Origin of the sequence: Paraburkholderia sp. BL25I1N1, assembly GCF_003002025.1 — a bacterium.
Classification (GTDB): Bacteria; Pseudomonadota; Gammaproteobacteria; order Burkholderiales; family Burkholderiaceae; genus Paraburkholderia.
Genome location: NZ_PVZB01000001.1, coordinates 384921 through 405975, shown reverse-complemented (window position 1 = coordinate 405975; position 21055 = coordinate 384921). Strand labels below are relative to the sequence as shown.

The following is a 21055-nucleotide window of genomic DNA, read 5'->3' as shown; positions in this document are numbered from 1 at the left end:
TCTTTACGACTGATCACAGGAGACAACATGAACAGTCCAGAACGCGTGCCGACGGCAACCCTTGCCGAACACGCATACCGTATCCGTAGAAACGCATTGTTGATGGGTGAGGTCCAGGGCCAGGGTTATATCGGTCAGGCGCTCGACATCGCCGATGTTCTCGCAGTCGCTTACTTCGGCGCGATGCGCTACCGGCCGGAAGATCCCGATTGGGAAGAGCGCGACCGCTTCCTGCTGTCGAACGGGCATTACGCGATCGCGCTGTATGCGGCGCTCTTCGAAGCCGGCATTCTGCCCGCCGAGGAACTCGAAACCTACGGCAGCGACGATAGCCGCCTGCCCATGTCGGGCATGGCGAGCTACACGCCCGGCATGGAGATGTCCGGCGGCTCGCTCGGCCAGGGCTTGACGATCGCGGTGGGCCGCTGCCTCGGATTGAAGCGCAAAGGATCGAAGTCGTTCGTGTACACGCTGTTCTCCGACGGCGAACTTGACGAAGGCGCGATCTGGGAAGGCTTGATGTCCGCGAGTCACTGGAAGCTCGACAACCTGATCGCCGTGGTCGACGTGAACAACCAGCAGGCCGATGGCCCGTCGACGCAAATCATGGCGTTCGAGCCGCTCGTCGAAAAACTCGAGTCGTTCGGCTGGTTCACGCAACGCGTGGACGGCAACGATATCGCCGCGGTGGCGGCCGCGTTCGATGCGGCGCGCGCGCATCCTGAGGCGCAGCCGCGCATCATCGTCGCCGACACGCGCATGGGCTGCGGCGTGCCGTTCCTGGAACAACGCGAGAAGAACCACTTTATCCGCGTCGATGCCGATGAATGGCAATTGGCGCTGGAAGCACTCAAAGAAGGGAGACAAGCATGAGCAACGCAACCGCGAGCAAACCGCGCCTGAAGACCTCCGCGATGATCGCCTCGATCGCGGGCGAAGGACAGGTCACGCGGTCCGCACCCTTCGGCCACGCGCTGGTCGAACTGGCGCGGCAAAAGCAGAACGTGATCGGCATGACGGCGGACCTCGGCAAATACACCGACTTGCACATCTTCGCGAAGGAGTTTCCGGAGCGTTTCTACCAGATGGGCATGGCCGAGCAATTGCTGATGGGCGCGGCATCGGGATTCGCGCATGAAGGCGCGCAGCCTTTCGTCACTACGTATGCGGTATTCGCCACGCGCCGCGCGTACGACTTCATGCATCAGACGATCGCCGAAGACAATCTCGACGTGAAGATCGTCTGCGCGCTGCCGGGCCTGACGACCGGCTACGGTCCGAGCCACCAGGCCGCGGAAGATCTCGCCTTAATGCGCGCCATGCCGAACATGACCGTGATCGACCCGTGCGACGCGCTCGACATCGAGCAGATGGTGCCCGCGATCGCCGCGCATAAGGGTCCTGTCTATGCCCGCCTGCTGCGCGGCAATGTGCCGGCCGTACTCGACGAATACGACTACACCTTCGAACTCGGCAAAGCCAAGCTGCTGCGCGACGGCGCCGAAGTACTGGTCATCTCGTCGGGCATCATGACCATGCGCGCACTCGAAGTGGCGAAGGCATTGGAAAGCGACCGGATCGGCGTCGCCGTGCTGCATGTGCCGACGATCAAGCCACTCGACACGGAAACGATCGTGCGCGAAGCGAAGCGCTCCGGACGTCTCGTGGTGGTCGCCGAGAACCATACGGTGATCGGCGGTCTGGGCGAAGCGGTCGCGGCCGAACTGATGCGCGCGGGCGTGGCGTGTCATTTCCGGCAAGTGGGACTGCCCGATGCGTTCCTCGACGCCGGCGCGTTGCCGACACTGCACGACCGCTACGGCATTTCGACCGCCACGATGTCGGAGGCGATCAAGGGCTGGTTGAACTGAGCGTGTCTTGATGGACGACGCCGGCATGCAGCCGGCGTCGCCTGATCGGCACGGCCGCGCGCACCGGCTCGTCCAGCAGCGCCGCACCGATGATCCCCAACCCACTTCAGCCCGCGGCGATCACATCGATCCGCAAGGCTTCTCCGCCCGCGGCAATCGCGAGCAGAATATCGACGTTGGGATGCGCGCCCGGACGGTGACGCGCATCGGCCGTGTGCTCGGCGAACACGATGAGACCATGCTCGGCCGCTTTGGCGTCGAGCGCGCCGAAGGTCTGCTGCAGATAGTTGTACACCGCGAGCGATCCCTGCTTGCCCGGCTTGTTCTCGATGCTGGCCACCACGGCGCCCTTGCCGTCCACCAGATCGATACGCGCGATTCCGTCAATACCCGGCATCTGCGCGAGGTTGTCCTTGAATACGTTGCCCGGTTGAATCATTGAAACCACTCCCTGTGTTCGAAAAATTGCGGCGCGGGCCGTATCTTATCCGATAGGCATGGCATGCCATGCCCATGCCCATGCGCACGGCCGTCACGGCGTCCAGCGATACACCACGATGCTCGATCCGTTGTAGTTGTCTTTCGTGATCACATACTCGCCCGCTGCCCTCAGATATGCGCGCAGGCCGTACATCGAATCGACATCGTTGCCGACATCCACGGTCGTGGGACTCGAATTGATCAGCGTGGTAACGAGCTGGCCGGTGGTGAGATTGAAAACGTCGATATTGGGCACCGTGTGCACGTAGCCGACGAACAGATAATTGCCCGCCGCCGTGATCGACTTGGGATTGGCACTGGTGAGCGTGATCACCGGATCGGGCCGCGTGGTGTTGCCCGCGCTCCAGCCGTGATAGACCTCGATACGCGACTGCATGGCGGTCCAGTCCCAGCTGCCGGCAATGCCCTGCGCGAGGATCATGGTGTCGCTCTCCGCAAGGTAGAGGATGCGCGTGAGCGGCCGGATGCTTTGCGGAATGGAAATCGTAACCGCCGGTCCCCATGACGGCTTGCCATTGCCCTCGAAGCCACTTAGCGGATAGTGATAGATGTGATTGGTCCGGTCCAGCCCGGCCCACACATCGCCCCGGCTGTCGATGCAAAAGCCGCCCGTGACCTGCAGGTTCGTATTGAACGCCGTCCCCGGAATCGACGCGTCCGGAATCGCTATGTAGCCGCTCGCCGGGTTGAAATGAAAAAAGTTGAAGATGCCCGGGTTCTGTCCGGACGCCACCAGAATCCGGTTGCCACCGACCGTGACGAGCTGGCCGAAGTGTTGGCCGCGTTGCGTGTCGTTCATGTTCAGGCGCGGATCGGACGGATACGTGAACGGATCGACCGTGTTCGCGACGAAGGTGCCGCCCGCCGTGCCGGTGTAAATGTGCGTGCCGCTATAGAAGTAGGCCGCGTCCGTCGATGGGTCCGGCGCGGCGATCGCTTCGAAGTTGAGCGACTGTAATTTCCATTCGAGGTTGCCGGCGCTGTCGTACGCGTGAAGGTCGGTAGCGCCGTTGCGGCCGAGGTCCCAACCGCCGCCCCACGGATTGTTCAGCACATACAGGTTGCCGGCGGCGTCCTTGCCGATGCCCGCCACGCGTGTGAAGCGCTTGTCGCCCACCTGCCCTTTGATGCCGCTGGTAGTGTCGAGATAGCCGCCCTGAACGCCGAATGTGCCGGCAAGTGTCGGCGTGCCCGCGATCGTATAGCGCTTGATGTTCATGTCCGGCCCCTGGTCGCCGACCATGAGTTGCCCGGACGCGGCATCGAAATACAACGCGGACGGCCGCGACGCCGCCGGCATCTGAATCGTATTGAGCAGCGCGCCGGCCGGACTGAATTCGACGATCGTGCCCGCGCTCTGCTGAGCGACCCACAGATTGCCGACGCTATCCAGCGCCAACGCGCCGGGGCTCGATACCTTGATGTCCTGCTGCCAGACGCCGTCGGTCGTGAAGACACGTACGCGATTGCCGAAGAAGTCGCTGGCATACAGCAATGAGCCCGCAGTTGCGAGTCCGGTGATGACATCGGCATGCGGTATCGACGTCCACACGCTGACGGGAATGATCAGGTCGCGCGTCTGCGTGGCGCGGTTGTAGCGCCCCACCGAGCCGCTGCCGAACGACCTGTTGTATTGCAACGCTACAAAGATCGACGTGGCATCGCCGGTAATCGCGCTGCCCTGGAAGTTGGCGTGCGTGCCGATCGAGCCGAGGCTCCGGCCGTTCTGATAGACCGCGACGCCGCCCTCGTTCTCGTCCCACAATGAAGCCGTGTAGATCACGCCTTCGGGCGCGACCCACAGCGAACGCGCGGTGTTGCCCACATGCGTGGCGAGTGTGCCGAACGTATTGCCCAGCCAGTCGGTGGTGTATTGCGCGTAACTGAGCGGCGCGAACATGAAGGTTGCCGCGCATAGAAGCGCGGCAAGGACGCGATGCTTGATCATGAGTGTTGCTCCCCGAACAATCGTTCCTCGACAATGTACCTCGCCAGATATGAAAGCTTGGTGTTTGGTATGAAGAAACGTTCCGGGCCCAGTGGTTAAACCATGCAGCGTGCATGTAAATGGAGAGCAGCTGCCCGCTGGCAAGCGGCACACCCCTATTTTTCGCACTTTACCGACCACTAAACTCAGGCGCACAATCTCTGCGGACAAGACGGTCCGCCGTCCTCTCCGATCATTCGGACCGTTCGCGCCAATGCGGCATCCGGCCGCGAGTTCACCCCGGCGCGCAACACGCGCCCTCCATTCGGAACGCTCCATGGGCAATAAATCGTCAAGCAGACCCGAAGACCTGGTGGCGGGCGGCAGCCGTCATCATCAGATTTTTCCAAGGCTCAATGAAAAGCAGTTTGCGGTGCTCGAACGATATGGCGAACGCCGGCGGCTGAAAGCAGGCGACGTTCTGTTCACTGAAGGTGAACGGCACATTCCCATGTTCACCATCGTCTCCGGCACGATCGAAGCGTCGCGAGGCGCTGGAGACAAGCACCACGTTCTCGGCACGCACGGCCCCGGCAGCTTCACCGGCGAAGTGGGAACGCTCGCCGGCCGCGGCGCGGTCGCGACGGCACGCGCCACCAGCGATTGCGAAGTGATCGTGATCGACGAGGAATCGCTGCGGGCGCTCGTCGTCGCCGAAGCGGAGTTGAGCGAAACGATCATGCGCGCCTATATCCTGCGGCGCGTCGCGTTCATTCAGGATCAGCACGGCGGCACGCTGGTGATCGGCAGTTCGGCTTCGTGGAGTACGCTCGTGCTGCGGCATTTCCTGAGCCGCAACGCGCAGCCTTTCGCCTACTTCGATATCGTCGAGCACGAGGAAGCCAAAGGGCTGCTCGAGCGTTACGACGCGACCGAAGCCGACATACCGGTGATCGTCACCGGGCAAGGCAACGTGCTGAAGCAGCCGACCAACCGCGCGGTGGCCGATGCGATCGGCCTGAGCCCCGACCGGCTGAACGGCGAGCGGTTCGACGTGGTCGTGGTCGGCGCGGGACCGGGAGGCCTCGCGGCCGCGGTGTACGCGGCGTCCGAAGGGCTGAGAGTGGCGGTGGTCGACACCAAGGCGCCAGGCGGCCAGGCCGGCACCAGTTCGAAAATAGAAAATTACTTCGGATTCCCTACCGGCATTTCAGGGCAAGCGCTCGCCGGCCGTGGCTTGTCTCAATGCCGCAAGTTCGGCGCGGAAGTCGGCGTACCCATCGAAGTACTTGGCATCGAATGTGAGAACGCGCCGCCCTTTCACCTGCGCCTCAATTACGGCGAACACGTCTATGCCAGCGCGGTTGTTATAGCGACCGGCGCGCGCTATCGGAAACCGCTGCTGCCGCGTCTCGAAGAATTCGAGGGAAGCGGCATCTACTACAGCGCGACCTATATGGAAGCCGCGTTCTGCAACAACCAGGAATTGATCATCGTCGGTGGGGGAAATTCGGCTGGGCAGGCCGCGGTGTTCCTGTCGGGATTCGCGCGTCACGTGCATATCGTGATTCGCGGCGACGGACTCAGCGCGAGCATGTCGAACTATCTGATCCGACGCATCGAAGCCGCGGCGAACATCAGCGTTCATGTGCGCACGCAGATCGTCGAACTGAACGGCGAGACGCAACTCGAATCGATCAAGTGGGACAATCAAGGCCACATCGAGGAGAAACCGATCCGCCATGTGTTCCTGTTTCTCGGCGCGCAGCCGAGCACCGGCTGGCTAGGTGATTGCGTCGCGCTCGACAAACACGGCTTCGTGCTCACCGGTCCCGATGCAATGCCGCAGTGGTCGTCGGACCGCCCGCCGCATTATCTGGAGACCAGCCGGCCCGGCATCTTCGCCGTGGGCGACGTGCGTAGCGGATCGGTCAAGCGGGTCGCCGCCGCGGTCGGCGAAGGAGCGGCCGCGATTCAGTCGCTGCATCAATACCTGGCGCTGATCCGCTGAGGCCGGGCGCCTGGCGATTCGCGACGGCCGCTACGCGTTGCGCAGGTTCCTCAACGTCAAGCGCGCTTCCAGACCGCCGCCGGAACGGGTGTGCAGCGTGAGGGTCGCCTCCATTGCCATGGCCAGTTGCCGCGCGATGGCGAGGCCCAGCCCCGTGCCGCCGGTATCGCGATTGCGTGACGCTTCGAGCCGGTAGAACGGCTCGAACACCGCTTCCAGCGACTCCGCCGGTATGCCGGGGCCGCGGTCGAGTACGGCGATCGCCGTCTCTCCGCTCGGCAAACTGGCCGCCGTGATCTCGGCCGCGCCGCTGAATTTCAGCGCGTTGTCCACCAGGTTGCCGAGTATGCGGCGCAAGGCTTGCGGACGCGTCACCAGCGAATCGCCGAGCCGCCCTTCCAGGCTGACCGCCTGGCCGGCGTCGACATAATCGCAGACGAGACTGTCGAGCAGCGCGTCGGGATCCACGCGGCACGGCACTTCAGTCGCACCGTGCAGCGTGCGCGCGTACGTCACGCCCTCCTTCACCAGGCTTTCCATTTCCTGCAGATCCTGGCGCAGCTTCGCGCCCTGCGCGTCGTCGTCCATCACGTCGACGCGCAGGCGCATGCGTGTGATCGGCGTTTGCAGGTCGTGCGAAATCGCCGCCAGAATCTGCATGCGTTCGGTCATATAGGTGGCGATGCGATCCTGCATCGCGTTGAAGGCGCGCGCGGCGCGCGACACTTCCGACGGCCCGTCCTCCGGCAGGCGCGCCGCCTTCAAGTCCGGGCCGAGCGTATCAGCCGCGAGCGCCAGCTGATGCAATGGACGCGTGGCGAGCCGCACCGCCAGCCAGCAACACGCCACGAGCACCGCCAGTTGCAACGCCAGCACGAGCGGCAGCCAGCGCGACAACGGCGCGCCCGACATGGGGCGCATGTCGATAGTCAGCGGCGTGCCGTCGCTCAATTGCAGATGAACCTGCAAGCGTTCCTTGTCGCCGGGAACGGCGTTCACCGTGAGCGGATAGCGCGTGCCGATGCCCTCCGCGATGGACTGCGCCACACGCTCGGACAGATGCGCATCGATCGGGCTGCCGGCTATGCCCGGACCCAGGATGAACTCGTAGCTGCGCCGCGCGAGCCGTGGCAGCCACTGCGCGCGTTCGTTCGGCGGCAGATGATCGAGCAACGCCACCGAGCTGCTCACTTCGCGCTCGATGTAACCCATCATCACGTTGGTCATGGTCTGGTCGCGCTCGGTCAGCGTGAGCCAGAACGACAAGGTCTGCGCCAGCGCGAGGCCGACGAACAGAATCAGCGCGAGCCGCGCGAACAGCGTGCGCGGCCAGTGCAGCCAGGACCAGCGGTTCATTGTGGATCCCCGATGGCCGTCACCGCCGCGGAAAACACGTAACCCTCGCTGCGCAGCGTCTTGATGTAACGCGGCTCGCGCGCGACATCGCGCAAGCGTTGACGCAGACGGCTCACCATCAGATCGATCGAACGGTCGAACTGATCGGCCTGGCGGCCCTGCGTGAGATTGAGCAGTTGATCGCGCGTGAGCACCCGCTGCGGATGATCGAGAAACACGCGCAGCAAGCGGTACTCGGCGCCGCTCAGCGCGACCATGGTGCCTTCGGCGTCCAGCAGATGACGCGCGGTGGTGTCGAGGCGCCAGTCGCCGAACGCCAGCATCGGCGCCGATTCCGTCACCTGCATGCCGGGCGGCAGCATGCGCGCGCGCCGCAGCACGGCTCGAATGCGCGCGAGCAACTCGCGCACGGCGAAAGGCTTGGGCAGATAGTCGTCCGCGCCCATTTCCAGTCCGACGATGCGGTCCGCCTCTTCGTTGCGCGCCGTCAGCATCAGTACCGGCACAGCACGGAATTTGCCGGCGCGCAGTTCGCGGCACAGCACCAGACCGTCCTCGCCGGGCATCATCAGATCCAGCACGATCAGATCGGGCGCGCCCTGCTCCAGCGCCGCGCGCATCTGGCGCCCGTTCGCCGCGAGCGACACGCGCATGCCGTTCTTCTCGAGATAACCGGCCAGCAATTCGCGGATGCCGCGGTCGTCGTCGACAATCAGTACGTGATCGATGGTTTCCATCAATGCATCATCTCTTTTGGCGTTTCAATTGCACCCGGCTCGCAACCATCAATGAACACTGCACCGGATGCGCCAGTTCGGCGGCAAGGCCGCCGGTCAGGAAGACGGCGATAGCCAGCAGGCGTTTCATGCGTCCTCCAGCACGGAGAGGCTCGCGCCGTCCGCGACTCCGGCTTCCAGACTATACGGATCGACGCCTTCCAGGCAACCGATGTTGACTCGCCACAACTGCGGGTCTTTACGCGTCTGATGAAACGGATAGATGCCGCAATGCTTGCAGAAATAGTGCCGGGCCACCCGCGTGTTGAACTGGTAGAGCGTCAATGAATCTTCGCCGCTCAGGATCTTCAACTCGCTTGCCGGGAACGGCGGCGTCATCAATGCGCCCTTGCGGCGGCACAAGCTGCAGTTGCAGCGGCCGGCCGGGGTGACCGGGCTACGCACTTCGAATTTGACGGCCCCGCAATGGCAGGATCCTTGCAGCAGGTCGGCGCTCATGGTGCTCTCCGTGTTTTGGCAATGCCTGCTTTATAGCCTGGCTCGCACGCGGATTTGTGTCGCAGTGTATCTGGACCTCGTACAGATACACAACATTGCACCCGCGCGGTTTGGGCGACACATGCCAGATACCTGTGGACGCTTCAATACGGTCATTCGCGGCCGATACGCGAACTGCCGTTTTTAGCCTCTTCCTGAAAGGACACTGCCATGCTCTCTGCCTCCAAGATCAAAACGCTCGCCGTCGCAAGCGCGCTCGCCGCCGCGGCCGCGAGCGGCATTGCCGCCTTCGCGGGGTCGCCCGAACCGGTCGCGCCCGGCCTCGCAGCCAACGCGGCGGCGCCCGAATTCACCGGCATTTCGCAGTGGCTCAACAGCGATCCGCTCACGTTGCAGCAACTGCGCGGCAAGGTGGTGCTAGTCGATTTCTGGACTTACACCTGCGGCAATTGCGTCAACACGCTGCCTTACGTGAAAAGCTGGAATCAGAAATACAAGGACCAAGGGTTGACGGTGATCGGTGTGCATACGCCCGAGTATCCGTTCGAGCGCGATACCGACAACGTGAAAACCGCCATCAAACGCTTCGGCATCACTTATCCGGTCGCACAGGACAATCGATACGCGACCTGGAACGCGTACAACAATCAGTACTGGCCGGCTTTCTATCTGCTCGACAAGCAGGGCCGCATTGTCTACACGCATTTCGGCGAAGGCGACTATGCGAAGACGGAAGCGAAGATTCAAGCCCTGCTCGCGCAACAAGGATAAGCGCGGGTTCGTATCGGAATGTATCCGCGGATTCCGGCGATACGCAGCATTGCAATTCGCCGCTTTCGCGACACATGCCCGATCGTTCGTCACGCAGCTTGAGTGGTTCGCGCGATGAGCGCTTGCACGGCGCGAAGGTCCGCGGCCGTGGCCGGCGCAAAGACGACCATGCTCAGACCTTCGCCGCCATCCACTGCGAAGGCCGAATACTCGAGCGCGATCGGGCCGGCCTGCGAGTGGCGCAGACGCTTCATGCCAATCCAGTGACTGCGCACGTCGTTCTCCGCCCATAAGCGGCGGAAGTCCGCGCTGCTCGCCTGCAGTTCGGCGACAAGCGCCGCGGCTTCCGCCGACCCGCCGATGCGCGCGATATCGATGCGAAAGACGGCGAGCGCGGCACGCGCGCTTTCCTCCCAATCCGGCTGGCTTTCACGCACGGCCGGCCCGCCGAACAGACGTCTGAGCACGTTGCGCTCGCGTGCCGGCACCGCGGCGTAGTCGCCGAGCACCGCGACCGCGGCTGCGTTCCAGGCCACGACGTCCCACGTCGGCGTCTTCACGATGGCGGGACTGCTCGGCATGCCATCGAGTACTCTCTGCAATGCCGGCGTGACCTGCTGCGGCGCGAATGGGCCAAGCGGCGGCGGTCGCTGTTGCGCGAGCAGGAACAGCATCTCGCGGCCCGCCGCGTCGAGTTCCAACGCACGCACGAGCCGTTCAATCACCTCGTTCGAGGGCAGGCCGCCACGCCCCTGCTCCAGCCACGTGTACCACGCGACGCTCACGTTAGCCCGCGCCGCCACTTCTTCGCGCCGCAAACCCGGCGTGCGACGCCGGCTCGGCGCATCCGGTGCCGGTTGCAAACGTGAGCGGCGATCGCGCAGAAAGCTGCCCAATGAAGTGCATGCAGCGCCGAGTGGATCAGGCGGAGTGTTGACGGGCATAAGGGATCTCGACAATTTTCTCTTGCGTCGGATCCGTGTCATTGCGCCGACGCTACTGTCGATACTCTAGCGCGAATGGAAAATGGAAGCCTAATGCTGCCGGGCGTGCGCCAGCTTGGTCTGCGCAGGCGACAACCTAGTACTCGACGAGTATCGTCACGCGACGATTCGCTGCGCGCGCCGCTGCGTCATCGCCGATGATCAGCGGGAAATTGTCGGCCCGGCCGATCGCTGCCATTCGGTGCGCTTCGATGCCTTTGTCCGCGAAAAAACGAACCACCGCGCCGGCCCTCGCGGAAGACAGCTCCCAATTCGATTCGTATTTCGCCGTGGAAATGGGCACGTTGTCTGTATGCCCTTCCACGAGAATGTTGTTCTTCGATCGCTCGCGCAGCACGCTGGCAATCTGATTCAACACGTCGAATGAGTCCGGCAATAAACGCGCGTCGCCAGAATTGAATAGAATTTTTGCATTGATGGCGATCTCCACGCCCTGGGCCGCGTTCGAAATCGTAATCTGGCGGTTGTCCCGCAGCGGCTCCAGCAGAGAAAGGAGTTGCTTCTTCGAAACATCCGGCGTGGCGGACGCCGCTTCCGTCACCACGTGGCGCTCCAGGGCCTTGATTTCGAGTTCTCTCGTTTTGGCCAGCTGCAGCACATAGAGTGCGAGGAACAACACCATCAATGTGGTGATGAGGTCGGAGTAAGAGATCAGCCAGCGCCCGGATTGCGCCTCGCCTTCATCGGCGGCGTCGTAGCCCGTTTTGTCCGCCATGAGGCGCTTGTTACCCGAGTAGGTGTTCATATCCGAAAAGTTTGCACCCGAGATTATGTGTGATTGCCGTCGAAGCACACTAGCCCAGCAACTCGGCCGATCGTTCCCGCACATCACCTGCGAGCCGCGTCTCGATGGTGTGAGGCGACTCCTTGCGCGAGATCGCGAGCAAGCCGTCGAGATATAAGCGCCTGAAACGCAATTCGCTGTCCACCTGCGCCCTGATCTTTCCATACAACGGCAGAAAGACCAGATTCGCCAATGCAAGGCCGTATAGCGTCGCGACGAAAGCCACCGCGATACCTTGCCCGAGTTGCGCGGGCTCGAGCATATGGCCGGTCACCTGAATCAGACCGAGCACCGCACCGAGAATACCGAATGTCGGCGCGTAACCGCCTGCCTGTTGCCAGATCCGCGCGGCCAACATGTGATTGCGCTCATACGCATCCAGTTCCCGTTGCAAGGCGTCTTCCAGCACGGCCGTCGAAACACCGTTTGCCAGCAACTCCAGACCTCGCTTGGCAAACGGATTGATGCCGCCCGCCTCGATCGACTCGAACACCAGCATGCCGTTCAACTTTGCCTGATCGCCCCACTCGAGCAGAACCGACAGGCTCTCGCGATCGACCTGCCGCGCTTTCACGAAAGCAAGGCGCAGTTGCTTGATGCCGTCGAAGAACCTCGCCCAGGTGTTCTGAATCATCACTGCACCGAAGGTGCCGCCCAGAACGATGACGAATGCCTCCAACTGAAACAGCGAAGTAAAGTGGCCGCCCTCGAGCGAGAAACCCGCGACGATCGCCGTCACGCCGAACACCGCGCCAAATAGCGTCAACAGATCCATATGTCCTCTCGAATGGCCGGCCGCGACTTCGAACCTCGAAGCCGATACGGCCTGCCGTTTGCGTGCTGCGCGTCAGGCGTCCAGATTGGAAAGCGGCGCAGCCATGGCCGCCGGAGCTTTGATCGTTCGCACGATCTCGAGAAAGCGTTCTTCGATCTCGGCGACTTCGAGCGGATCGATCTTGATCTCGCGACGCATGACCCACGAGACTTCTTTCTTTCTCGCTTCGGTCATTACCGAAAGCAGCCGCTCGCCGACCGGTTGACCCGTCATGGCGGAAAGCAGTTTTGCGAGGTCGTATGTGTCGAACGCGCTCACCGCTTCGAACAAGGTTCGTTGGTCGACGAACTCCAGATCGTCGAGCGACTTCAGGTCGCTCAGACCGCGGGTATTGCGGCGCGAGAAATAGCTAATGCCTTTCTCCTCGACGTAATTCAGCACCTTGGTCTTGCGAAACGCAAAAAGGTCTTCCGCGATTTCCGCGTGGGAGAGTTTGTTGAGAATCACCTTCTTCTCGACGCCGATCAAGGCTTCCAGGTCGTCCAGTTCGATCAGTTCCAGTTCGCTGCTAATGGAGAGATCGAGATCGTGGTCCGCCACCTGTTGGGCACGCTCGGTGATTCGCACGGGATCGAACGTGACCAGTTGCCGGCTCGTTGCACCGTCCTGCGCGGAATAGCGTGCCGAGGCGGTGCTCGGGCGATCGGACCGGCCGGGTTCGAGCGACACGAGGTTGAGTTTCTCCATTCGCTTGAGCATGGCCATTACATGCGGACGCGAATGGCCGGCGATGGCATGACACTTTCTGATTACGTCGGGCAGCGGTACCGAGAATTCCTCGCCTTGCGCGCGACGCATGCGGCCGTCCAGCCTGTCGGCGTTCTCGCCGCCGGCCATCAGCGAAAGGACGTGTGCATAGGAGACGACACCCGGCAGAAAGTCAGCGTGCGTATTGGTGGCAAGGACGTCGTCCTTCTTTTTTATCCGCCGGATCAGCGTGCGTACGATATGGCGAAGCAAAGGCGAGACACGCTCGAGTTCCGCCTCCACCACGTTCGCCGCGATGACGGTCAACTGGCAGAAGCTCAGTGCTTTCGCGGTGTGTGCTCGTGGTTCGGGCGGCAACAAAGCCGCCTCGCCAAAAAACTCACCTTTACCCAGCGTCGCGAGAATCACCTTCTTCTCGTCGCACTGGGTGGAGATTTCGACTTTGCCATCCGCAATGACGTAGACGACGGCGTCGCCCGCGAAGCCTTCGGAATAGATGACTTCACCCGGAGCCGCTGTGCGCGACCATGGCGATCGTTGGTGATTCAAGATGATTCCCCCGAAGAGCGATTTCCTCGTCAGCGCTTGCCGTGCAGAAGCCTCGCGCATGTCCGATGGTCCTGATTATTTGACTGGATAACGACATGCAAAACGCAAAGCTTTAATAAATGTAATCGTCAGACTTAATCGCGCAAACGTTTGGGAGCCTGACTGGATAAGGCTTTGCGCGATACCGGCTGTTTCATTTCATGGCGGAGGCGCGAGCCGCCGGCGCGCTAAACGTTCATGAAAATGTAAGACTCAAATTTTTCTTCACAATCGCGAAAAAATTCGGAATAAGCGGAAACCCGATGTGTTCGCCCCTACATGACAGCAACAAACGCTGCACGGTAGTGACGAAACGGGCATGTACACGCGGCTCTCATTGCAAGCGGGTCATGTAGGTGGACAAGCAAAGACGTAGCTTCGCTCAATTCGCAAGGCATCTTTAATCTCTAACTAGTTAGGCATCCAGATGAAAAGCAAACTTTCCGTCATTCTCTCGCTGATCGTTCTTGCTTCGGCAGGTTTCGCGACCCAAGTCTCAGCGAAAGAACATGTGCACACGAACACGCAGCAGTGTGTCGGCCCCGCAGGTTTCTGCACCCCGTACTTCGGCAGCTAAATCAGCATACGTTCCAGGCAATCGTTGCCTCTCAACTCATCGCATTTAAAGGAATTTTTATCATGAAAAAAGCTCTGGTTTGTTTCGCTCTCGCCGTCGGCACGTTGGCCGCCCCTGTTCTGAGCTTCGCGCAATCGAACGGCCCCGTTACACGCGCTGAAGTGCGCGCCGATCTGGTGCGCCTCGAACAGGCTGGCTACAACCCTTCGCGTGGGGATGACGCCGATTACCCGGCCGCCATTGAGGCTGCGGAAGCTAAGGTCGCCGCGCAGACCGCTCCGCAATCGACGCAGTCGTCGTATGGCGGCGTGGCGCAGAACGGCGGGTCTTCGTCCGGTATGCGCAAGCACGCGTCGACCGATTCCAGCTGCGTCGGTCCCGTCAGTTTCTGCAATGTCTTCTTCGGCAGCTAAATGACACGTATCGGGAATCCCGTTTCGCCCTTCATATTCACAGGATTCCTACTTTTATCAAGCTATTCGAAATAATCTTTCGAGAAAAATTTCTTACCTAAAACCGGAGTGTGTCATGAAAGTTTTGCCCTTCGTCGCTACGGCGTTGTCGTTGTCTGCCGCCCTTTTCGCCTCGACTGCCGCGATGGCACAAGACGCCAAGCCGCAAAACGCGCCGGTCCACAATATTGTTCTCGTGCACGGCGCATGGGTGGACGGTTCCGGCTGGAAACCGGTCTATGACAGACTGACCAAGGATGGTTATCACGTCACCATCGTGCAGGAACCGCTGACCTCGCTCGACGACGACGTCGCCGCAACGAAACGCGTGCTCGATCAGGAGAACGGCCCGACGATTCTCGTCGCTCACAGCTACGGCGGCTCGGTCATCACCGAAGCCGGCGTGCATCCGAACGTCGTGGGTTTGGTGTATGTAGCCGCGCACGCGCCGGCGGTCGGCGAAGATGAAAGCGATCTGGGCAAGGGTATGCCGAGCTATACATCAAAGCAACCGGGCACGATCATGAAGACCGGCGACGAATACACTTACCTGAATCCCGCGGATTTCCCGAAGGATTTCGCTGCCGATCTGCCGCTCAAGCAAGCGCAGTTCGAATCGCACTCGCAGATTTTGACGGCCGCGAAAGTCTTTTCTGCTCCGATGACAGTCGCTGCGTGGACGACCAAGCCGAGTTGGGGCATCGTGGCGGCCGACGACAAGATCATCAACCCTGATCTCGAACGCTGGTACTACGCACGCGCGCATAGCCACACGACGGTGATCCCCGGCGCGAGCCACTCGGTCTATGAATCGCGGCCGAAGGAAGTGGCAGCGGTCATCGAAGACGCGGCGAAGCACGCGCAGTCTTGAACTGGGGCGTGGAGACTCCCGAGCGATTCGAAGAGCTCTTTTAATCAGGTAATCGCTCGCTGCCCGCCACGCTGCTCTAGCGTGCCGTGCTCGTGGGCGCTCGATCCTCAAACGAAGATCGATTTTGCGTATCGCGCGGAGCATGCCACTGCACAGATATCCCAAGCGAAATTGAACTGACCACTGCGAAAAAAAGTCCGCTTTCGCGGGCAACCCTTCTCAACACGACACACAACCACGTCAACCCTTCGTAGCCCCGAACGTCAACCCGGCGACAAAATGCTTCTGCATCGCAAAGAACATCGCCACCGAAGGCAATGCCGCGAGAATCGATCCCGCCGAGACAAGATTCCATGCCGTGGTCCACTGCCCTTTCAACGCGGCCACGCCCACGGTAATCGGCGCGGCATCGTCACCTTGAGTCAGACACAGCGCCCAGAAGTAGTCGTTCCAGACGAACGTGAACACGAGAATCGCCAATGCGGCGAGCGCCGGCCGGATCAACGGCAGCACTATCCTGAAGAACACCGTCCATTCATTCGCGCCCTCGATGCGCGCCGCCTCGACCAGTTCGAACGGCAGCTGCTTGATGAAGTTGCGCAGAAATAGTGCGCAAAACCCGGTCTGAAACGACACATGAAACAGAATCAGCGCACTGACGGTATTGAAAAGCCCGAGTTGCAACGACAAATCCCGCACTGGAATCATCAACACCTGGACCGGCACGAAATTCCCTGCCACGAATGTCGCGAACAAAGTCGAATTGCCACGGAACCGGTAGATCGCCAGAGCGAAGCCGGCCATCGCCGCCAACGCAATCGAGCCCACCACGGCAGGCACCGTGATCAACACGCTGTTCCAGAAGTAATGCAGCATCGGCGACGTGGTCAGCGCCTCGCGATAGTTATCAAACATCGCGAAGTGCTTCGGCCATCCCCAATAGTTGCCCTCGCTCAGCTCTTCTGTCGAACGCACGGACGTGACGAGCACGGCGATCATCGGCAGCAGCCAGATCAGCAGCGCGACCGGCAGCGTCAATTTGTAGATGCGGCGAGTGGCCGGCTTCCATTTGTCGATGGGAATCGGAAACATGGTCGGCTCCTTATTGCTCGGCGCGCAGCATCCGCCGCAAGTGATAGACGATGTACACCAGCATGATGGCGAACAGCACGACCGCCACCGCCGCCGAATAGCCGATGCGGTAGTACTTGATCGCCTGGTCGTACATGTAATACGCGAGCACGGTCGAGCTTTCGAACGGACCGCCGCTCGTCATCACCGAGATCAGATCGAAACTGCGCAGCGCGCCGATAATCGTCACGACGATCGCCATGAACGTGGTGGGCCGCAGTTGCGGCAGGATCACATGCCACAGCATCGACCAGCCGCGCGCGCCTTCCATGCGCGCGGCCTCGATCTGCTCGGCGTTCAGCGAGGTCAGCCCGGTCAGATAGAGAATCATGCAATAGGCGGTTTGCGGCCACAGTGCCGCGAACACGATCCCGAACGTCGCATAGCGCGGGTCGCCGAGCACCGGCACGCCGTGGCCGAGAATCATCGCGAGCAGGCCGAAGGTCGGGTCGTAAAACCACGAGAAGATCAAGCCGACCACCACGCCCGACAACACGAACGGCGCGAAGAATAGCGATTTGACGATACGGATGCCGGCCACCGCCTGATTCAGATACAGCGCGACGGCGAGTCCCATCGGTGGAGCGAGCAGGAACAGCAGCAGCCAGATGACGTTGTTCTTGAGCGCCGTATAGAACGTCTGCGCATGAAACAACTCGACGTAGTTCGCGAGTCCGACGAAAGACGGCTCACTCATCCCATCCCAGTTGAAAAAGCTCAGGCGAATGGTGGAGAGGATCGGCCACACCACGTAGATGGCCACCATCACGCAGGCCGGCGCGAGGAACAGAAAAGCAGCGCGCCGCTGCCGGCGCGCGGTGGGCGACGGCCCGCGCCGCCGCGAACTGGCCGGCTTGCCGCCGCGCACGGCGCCGCCCGGCGCAGGCAACCCCGGGCCGCCGGGTTCAGCATGACCGCCGACAGTGTGGCGGGTGACGGAATGCGACACAATCGTTCTCCTGTCGACCAGAGTCGGCGCTTTAGCTGTCGACTGGAGTTCGCGCTTTAGCGCGTTACTCCAGTCCCATGCAAAGCACTTACTCCGATCCGATATGCAACTCAACGCAACGGAAGGCGGCCTGACGGCCGCCGCCGCTCACTTCTTGTAGATCCGCTTGCGCGTCTGCTCAAGTTGCGCAAGCACGTCGTCTAGCTTCGTGGGGTCGGAGATGAACTGCTGCATCCCCTTCATGCCTTCGTCGGCCATTTCCTTGGTCATGTCGCGATCATAGAACTGCGCGATGCCGCCCTTGGTGTTCGCAAGAATCTGGAAGCCGATCTTGGAGATCGGATCTTCCGGTTCCGGCGACTTGCTGTTCGCCGACAGCGAGCCGAGTCCAGTCGCCAGCTTCGCGCCGATTTCCGGCGTCTCGACGAACGCGAGGAACGTATGTGCATCCGCCTTGTTCTTCGCCTTCGACGGAATATGCAGCGATTCCACCGGGCCGTCTTCAGCAGTCGGCACCTTTGCGTCGATGATCGGGAACTGGAAGTAGCCCATTTCCGGCTTCACGTTCGGCGGGAAACCCGCGGTGATGAACGTGCCCATCAGCATCATCGCGGCCTTGCCCTGGAACAGGAACGGCTGCACCGAATCGAGATCGTAGGAGAGCGAGTTGTCGATGAAATAGCCTGCATCGATCAATTGCTTCCACGTCGTGTAAACCTTCTTCACGCGTGGATCGGTGTATGGAATCTCGCCCGCCATCAGCTTCTGATGGAACGCGTTACCGTTCAAACGCAGGTCCAGATAATCGAACCAACCTGCGAGCGTCCACGAGTCACGGCCCGCCACGGCGATCGGCGCGATGCCGGCGGCCTTCAGCTTCTTGCAGTCCTCGAGAAACTGATCCCATGTTTTCGGCTCGCCGTTAATGCCGACCTTCTGGAACAGATCCTTGCGATAGAACATGCCCCACGAGTAGTACACGGTCGGCGCGGCATACTGCTTGCCCTTATACGACGAAGCCTCTTTGGTCGACGCATACATGTCGTTCCAGCCGTTCTTCGCCCAGTCGCCGCTCAGGTCTTCGAACAGGCCGCGCTGCGCGTAATAGGCCATGCGTTCGCCATCATGCCAGTTGACGATGTCGGGCGCGACCGTGGTCAGCCAGCCGGGCAATTGCACCTTGTACGCTTCTTCGTCGACGAACGACACTTTCACGTCGATGCCGGGATGCGCCTTCTTGAAGTCGTCGATGACCGACTGCCAGACCGCGCGCTGGCTCGCGCCCTTGAACGCGATGTTGGCGGTAAGCGTACCGGCCTGCGCCGTGCTGATCGCTGACGTCCCCACCGCCGCGGCGGCCAGCGCGAGTGCCAACAGAATCTTGCGTGGTTTCATTTTCATGTTGCCTGTCTCCTTGATTCCTTGATTTTGCGTCGTTGTCGTTACTGCGTGGAATTTCATCGGACACTGCGTCGGTGCATCAGGCCGTCATTGGGTTCGATAGATGGCCACGCCCTGCGGTTCGATCGCGTGCGAACCGAACACGAAGGCGTCGTCGGCTACGCCGGTGAGCGTGTGCGTTTCGTCGCCGTAGTTGAACACGTAGGTCAGCGCGCCGCGGCGGCTCACTCGCACGCCTTCGCCGAGCGGCGTCGTTTCGAGTCCCGCTTCCTTCGCGATGCGCGTGAACAGACGTGCCGTGAACGCGTCGTCGAACAGACTCGCCAGGTAGTGGAACGCGCCGCCGTGTACATACGCGGGATGGCCGTCCGCGAACCGGGCGCGCACGTCGAGCGCTTGCGCCGCATCGGTGTCGATGAAATCACGCCAGTGACGGGCGAAACCGTCTTCTCCGCCAGCCCCTTCGCCGTCGACGAGCCGCACTGCTTCGGTCACGTTCGGCCGCATCGATTCGACACGCCACACGCGCAACGGCAACACCGAAGTCAGCGCGCCGGGCGGCAGATTCGCGGGAATCTGCAGATCTTCAGTCTTCGAACCCGTGCGAGGACCGAGCACGACCTGCGCACCCGAACTCGCCAGACGCTCCGCAAACGCCTCGGGCACGACCGGCAACGGCGGCACGACGATCAGGCTGTAGCCGTCGAGCGGCGCATCCACCGGCACGATATCCACGTCGAGCCCGAGCGCGCGCAGCGCCGAGTAATACTCGAAGGCGAAGCGCGGATAGTGAAAATCCGCGCCCTGCGGATGAATCTCGAACAGCCACTTCGCCTCGTAATCGTAGACGAGCGCGACTTTCGAACGAACCGTAGCATTGGCGTCGGCATTCGCCGCGAGCACCGTGCGAATCTCGCCGGCAACTTGCGACGCTTCGTTGCCGCCCACGTCCAGGCGGTTGTCCGGCGTATTCAGTCCCGCATGCATCTGTTCCTGCGCGAACGGCGCCTGACGCCAGCGGAAATACGACACGCAGCCCGCGCCATGCGCAAACGCCTCCCAGCTCCACAGCCTTACCATGCCCGGCAACGGCGCGGGATTCCACAGCGCCCAGTTCACCGGACCCGGCTGCTGCTCCATCACCCAGAACGGCAGCTTCGACATGCCACGATAAACATCGTGATTGAACGACGCGAAGTCCGGGTGCCCGCTACGCAGCCAACGCGCTTTCACCTCCGGCGCGAACCATTGCTCTTCGAGCGCGCCGAGCGGGTAACTGTCCCACGTCGCCACGTCGAGATCGGCGGCGACCTTGTAGTGATCGAACTCGGTGAAGAGTTGCATGAAGTTGTGCGCAACCGGCCGCCCCGGCGAATGCGCGCGGATGATCTCGACCTGCATGCGGTTATAGCGCGCCACTTCGTCGGAGGCGAAACGCCGGTAGTCGAGGCGATGCGAAGGATGCGCTTCCGTCACGGTCGCCACCGGCGCGTCGATCTCGTCGAAGCTGCGGTACTCCATGCTCCAGAACACCGTGCCCCATGCGCGGTTCAACGCGTCGATGGTGTGATAGCGCGCTTTGAGCCACTCGCGAAAGCGACCCACTGCCGCCGGCGAATAACTGACCACCGTGTGGTGGCAGCCGAACTCATTATCGGTTTGCCAGTAGGCGACAGCCGGATGCTTGCCGTACCGCTCGGCCACCGCCGTGCAAATTTTCTGCGACGCGGCGAAATACGACGGCGACGAGAAGTCGTAATGGCGTCGCGAGCCGAACGCACGCGGGCGCCCATCGGCGCCGACCGGCAGAATGTCCGGATGGCGGTCGATCAACCACTTGGGCGGCGTCGCGGTCGGCGTGCACATCACCACTTGCAGGCCGGCCGCGCCGAGCACGTCGATCGAACGGTCGAGCCAGCCCCAATCGTATTCGCCCGGCGTCGGTTCGATCCGGCTCCAGGCAAATTCGGCGATCCGCACCTGTTCGATGCCGAGGGCTTTCATCCGGCGAGCGTCGTCTTCCCACATCGACTCCGGCCAGTGTTCCGGGTAATAACAGACTCCAAGGCGCATCCGAATGTCC

21 protein-coding genes are annotated in these 21055 nt (G+C 61.7%); 7 read left to right on the top strand and 14 right to left on the bottom strand.

What is annotated here, in order from left to right; all coding sequences use genetic code 11:
- Positions 1 to 27: 27 nt before the first annotated feature.
- Both B0G73_RS01825 and B0G73_RS01820 read left to right on the top strand, forming a co-directional pair.
- Positions 28 to 873 (top strand): transketolase, encoded by an 846-nt coding sequence (locus tag B0G73_RS01825; RefSeq protein WP_106277335.1) that lies wholly within the window; start codon positions 28 to 30, stop codon positions 871 to 873.
- A complete protein-coding gene (locus tag B0G73_RS01820) occupies positions 870 to 1871 on the top strand; it encodes a transketolase family protein (protein WP_106277333.1) in 1002 nt (333 codons plus the stop codon). Before B0G73_RS01825 ends, B0G73_RS01820 begins: the two co-directional genes overlap by 4 nt.
- Positions 1872 to 1977: 106 nt before the next feature.
- Here B0G73_RS01820 and B0G73_RS01815 read toward each other — a convergent pair whose 3' ends face one another.
- Complete coding sequence (locus B0G73_RS01815) at positions 1978 to 2310, bottom strand: DUF2322 family protein (protein ID WP_106277331.1); 333 nt, start codon at positions 2308 to 2310, stop codon at positions 1978 to 1980.
- A gap of 93 nt (positions 2311 to 2403) precedes the next feature.
- Positions 2404 to 4320 (bottom strand): SMP-30/gluconolactonase/LRE family protein, encoded by a 1917-nt coding sequence (locus tag B0G73_RS01810; RefSeq protein ID WP_106277329.1) that lies wholly within the window; start codon positions 4318 to 4320, stop codon positions 2404 to 2406.
- A 316-nt stretch (positions 4321 to 4636) separates the two neighbouring features.
- Here B0G73_RS01810 and B0G73_RS01805 point away from each other — a divergent pair, with 316 nt between their 5' ends.
- A complete protein-coding gene (locus tag B0G73_RS01805) occupies positions 4637 to 6310 on the top strand; it encodes a cyclic nucleotide-binding domain-containing thioredoxin-disulfide reductase (RefSeq protein ID WP_106277328.1) in 1674 nt (557 codons plus the stop codon).
- Positions 6311 to 6340: 30 nt separating this feature from the next.
- On the opposite strand, the gene B0G73_RS01800 is transcribed toward B0G73_RS01805, so the two are convergent.
- Genes B0G73_RS01800 through B0G73_RS01790 form a run of 4 tightly spaced genes read right to left on the bottom strand, consistent with a single transcriptional unit; the run spans position 6341 to position 8901 of the window.
- Positions 6341 to 7666 carry a HAMP domain-containing sensor histidine kinase gene (locus tag B0G73_RS01800; protein ID WP_106277326.1) on the bottom strand — a complete coding sequence of 442 codons (1326 nt, stop codon included), beginning with the start codon at positions 7664 to 7666 and terminating at the stop codon, positions 6341 to 6343.
- Positions 7663 to 8403, bottom strand: a complete 741-nt coding sequence (locus B0G73_RS01795) for a response regulator (RefSeq protein WP_012426490.1) — start codon at positions 8401 to 8403, stop codon at positions 7663 to 7665. Before B0G73_RS01795 ends, B0G73_RS01800 begins: the two co-directional genes overlap by 4 nt.
- A gap of 7 nt (positions 8404 to 8410) precedes the next feature.
- Positions 8411 to 8533: a hypothetical protein gene (locus B0G73_RS41035; RefSeq protein WP_258193143.1), complete on the bottom strand. Its 123-nt coding sequence runs from the start codon at positions 8531 to 8533 to the stop codon at positions 8411 to 8413.
- Entirely contained in the window at positions 8530 to 8901 is a 372-nt protein-coding gene (locus tag B0G73_RS01790) for a GFA family protein (RefSeq protein ID WP_106277324.1), read from the bottom strand. Before B0G73_RS01790 ends, B0G73_RS41035 begins: the two co-directional genes overlap by 4 nt.
- 210 nt (positions 8902 to 9111) lie before the next feature.
- Between B0G73_RS01790 and B0G73_RS01785 the strand changes: the two genes are divergently transcribed.
- Positions 9112 to 9672, top strand: coding sequence for a thioredoxin family protein (locus B0G73_RS01785; RefSeq protein WP_106277322.1), 561 nt, complete (start codon positions 9112 to 9114; stop codon positions 9670 to 9672).
- A gap of 89 nt (positions 9673 to 9761) precedes the next feature.
- On the opposite strand, the gene B0G73_RS01780 is transcribed toward B0G73_RS01785, so the two are convergent.
- The 4 genes from B0G73_RS01780 to B0G73_RS01765 form a co-directional block, all read right to left on the bottom strand.
- Positions 9762 to 10616, bottom strand: coding sequence for a helix-turn-helix transcriptional regulator (locus tag B0G73_RS01780; RefSeq protein ID WP_106277320.1), 855 nt, complete (start codon positions 10614 to 10616; stop codon positions 9762 to 9764).
- A gap of 136 nt (positions 10617 to 10752) precedes the next feature.
- The gene (locus tag B0G73_RS01775) at positions 10753 to 11421 is read right to left on the bottom strand and encodes an OmpA family protein (protein WP_106277318.1); all 669 of its coding nucleotides are present in this window, start codon (positions 11419 to 11421) and stop codon (positions 10753 to 10755) included.
- Between the two features lie 49 nt (positions 11422 to 11470).
- Positions 11471 to 12235 carry a flagellar motor protein gene (locus B0G73_RS01770; protein WP_012426485.1) on the bottom strand — a complete coding sequence of 255 codons (765 nt, stop codon included), beginning with the start codon at positions 12233 to 12235 and terminating at the stop codon, positions 11471 to 11473.
- A 72-nt stretch (positions 12236 to 12307) separates the two neighbouring features.
- A complete protein-coding gene (locus B0G73_RS01765; RefSeq protein WP_106277698.1) occupies positions 12308 to 13552 on the bottom strand; it encodes a Crp/Fnr family transcriptional regulator in 1245 nt (414 codons plus the stop codon).
- A 466-nt stretch (positions 13553 to 14018) separates the two neighbouring features.
- Between B0G73_RS01765 and B0G73_RS40350 the strand changes: the two genes are divergently transcribed.
- From B0G73_RS40350 to B0G73_RS01755, 3 genes are all read left to right on the top strand, one after another.
- Positions 14019 to 14168 carry a hypothetical protein gene (locus B0G73_RS40350; RefSeq protein ID WP_181196475.1) on the top strand — a complete coding sequence of 50 codons (150 nt, stop codon included), beginning with the start codon at positions 14019 to 14021 and terminating at the stop codon, positions 14166 to 14168.
- Positions 14169 to 14230: 62 nt separating this feature from the next.
- Complete coding sequence (locus tag B0G73_RS01760) at positions 14231 to 14581, top strand: DUF4148 domain-containing protein (protein WP_106277316.1); 351 nt, start codon at positions 14231 to 14233, stop codon at positions 14579 to 14581.
- Positions 14582 to 14696: 115 nt separating this feature from the next.
- A complete protein-coding gene (locus B0G73_RS01755) occupies positions 14697 to 15491 on the top strand; it encodes an alpha/beta hydrolase (RefSeq protein WP_106277315.1) in 795 nt (264 codons plus the stop codon).
- Between the two features lie 240 nt (positions 15492 to 15731).
- Here the strand turns inward: B0G73_RS01755 and B0G73_RS01750 are convergent, their stop codons facing one another.
- The 4 genes from B0G73_RS01750 to B0G73_RS01735 all read right to left on the bottom strand — a co-directional run bounded on the left by B0G73_RS01750 (position 15732) and on the right by B0G73_RS01735 (position 21045).
- Positions 15732 to 16583 (bottom strand): carbohydrate ABC transporter permease, encoded by an 852-nt coding sequence (locus tag B0G73_RS01750; protein WP_106277313.1) that lies wholly within the window; start codon positions 16581 to 16583, stop codon positions 15732 to 15734.
- A 10-nt stretch (positions 16584 to 16593) separates the two neighbouring features.
- On the bottom strand, positions 16594 to 17571 hold the full coding sequence (locus tag B0G73_RS01745) for a carbohydrate ABC transporter permease (RefSeq protein WP_106277311.1): 978 nt from the start codon (positions 17569 to 17571) through the stop codon (positions 16594 to 16596).
- 147 nt (positions 17572 to 17718) lie between these two features.
- A complete protein-coding gene (locus B0G73_RS01740; RefSeq protein WP_106277309.1) occupies positions 17719 to 18972 on the bottom strand; it encodes an ABC transporter substrate-binding protein in 1254 nt (417 codons plus the stop codon).
- A gap of 87 nt (positions 18973 to 19059) precedes the next feature.
- Positions 19060 to 21045, bottom strand: coding sequence for a beta-galactosidase (locus B0G73_RS01735; protein WP_106277307.1), 1986 nt, complete (start codon positions 21043 to 21045; stop codon positions 19060 to 19062).
- Positions 21046 to 21055 lie beyond the last annotated feature (10 nt).

Excerpts from the sequence above, each read along its gene's own strand:
- B0G73_RS01755 (WP_106277315.1), top strand. The coding sequence starts at position 14,697 with ATGAAAGTTTTGCCCTTCGTCGCTACGGCGTTGTCGTTGTCTGCCGCC.
- B0G73_RS01770 (WP_012426485.1), bottom strand. The coding sequence starts at position 12,235 with ATGGATCTGTTGACGCTATTTGGCGCGGTGTTCGGCGTGACGGCGATC.
- B0G73_RS01800 (WP_106277326.1), bottom strand. The coding sequence starts at position 7,666 with ATGAACCGCTGGTCCTGGCTGCACTGGCCGCGCACGCTGTTCGCGCGG.
- B0G73_RS01740 (WP_106277309.1), bottom strand. The coding sequence starts at position 18,972 with ATGAAAATGAAACCACGCAAGATTCTGTTGGCACTCGCGCTGGCCGCC.
- B0G73_RS01820 (WP_106277333.1), top strand. The coding sequence starts at position 870 with ATGAGCAACGCAACCGCGAGCAAACCGCGCCTGAAGACCTCCGCGATG.
- B0G73_RS01825 (WP_106277335.1), top strand. The coding sequence starts at position 28 with ATGAACAGTCCAGAACGCGTGCCGACGGCAACCCTTGCCGAACACGCA.
- B0G73_RS01795 (WP_012426490.1), bottom strand. The coding sequence starts at position 8,403 with ATGGAAACCATCGATCACGTACTGATTGTCGACGACGACCGCGGCATC.
- B0G73_RS01805 (WP_106277328.1), top strand. The coding sequence starts at position 4,637 with ATGGGCAATAAATCGTCAAGCAGACCCGAAGACCTGGTGGCGGGCGGC.
- B0G73_RS01810 (WP_106277329.1), bottom strand. The coding sequence starts at position 4,320 with ATGATCAAGCATCGCGTCCTTGCCGCGCTTCTATGCGCGGCAACCTTC.
- B0G73_RS01735 (WP_106277307.1), bottom strand. The coding sequence starts at position 21,045 with ATGCGCCTTGGAGTCTGTTATTACCCGGAACACTGGCCGGAGTCGATG.
- B0G73_RS40350 (WP_181196475.1), top strand. The coding sequence starts at position 14,019 with ATGAAAAGCAAACTTTCCGTCATTCTCTCGCTGATCGTTCTTGCTTCG.
- B0G73_RS41035 (WP_258193143.1), bottom strand. The coding sequence starts at position 8,533 with ATGAAACGCCTGCTGGCTATCGCCGTCTTCCTGACCGGCGGCCTTGCC.
- B0G73_RS01815 (WP_106277331.1), bottom strand. The coding sequence starts at position 2,310 with ATGATTCAACCGGGCAACGTATTCAAGGACAACCTCGCGCAGATGCCG.
- B0G73_RS01785 (WP_106277322.1), top strand. The coding sequence starts at position 9,112 with ATGCTCTCTGCCTCCAAGATCAAAACGCTCGCCGTCGCAAGCGCGCTC.
- B0G73_RS01780 (WP_106277320.1), bottom strand. The coding sequence starts at position 10,616 with ATGCCCGTCAACACTCCGCCTGATCCACTCGGCGCTGCATGCACTTCA.
- B0G73_RS01775 (WP_106277318.1), bottom strand. The coding sequence starts at position 11,421 with ATGAACACCTACTCGGGTAACAAGCGCCTCATGGCGGACAAAACGGGC.
- B0G73_RS01760 (WP_106277316.1), top strand. The coding sequence starts at position 14,231 with ATGAAAAAAGCTCTGGTTTGTTTCGCTCTCGCCGTCGGCACGTTGGCC.
- B0G73_RS01790 (WP_106277324.1), bottom strand. The coding sequence starts at position 8,901 with ATGAGCGCCGACCTGCTGCAAGGATCCTGCCATTGCGGGGCCGTCAAA.
- B0G73_RS01750 (WP_106277313.1), bottom strand. The coding sequence starts at position 16,583 with ATGTTTCCGATTCCCATCGACAAATGGAAGCCGGCCACTCGCCGCATC.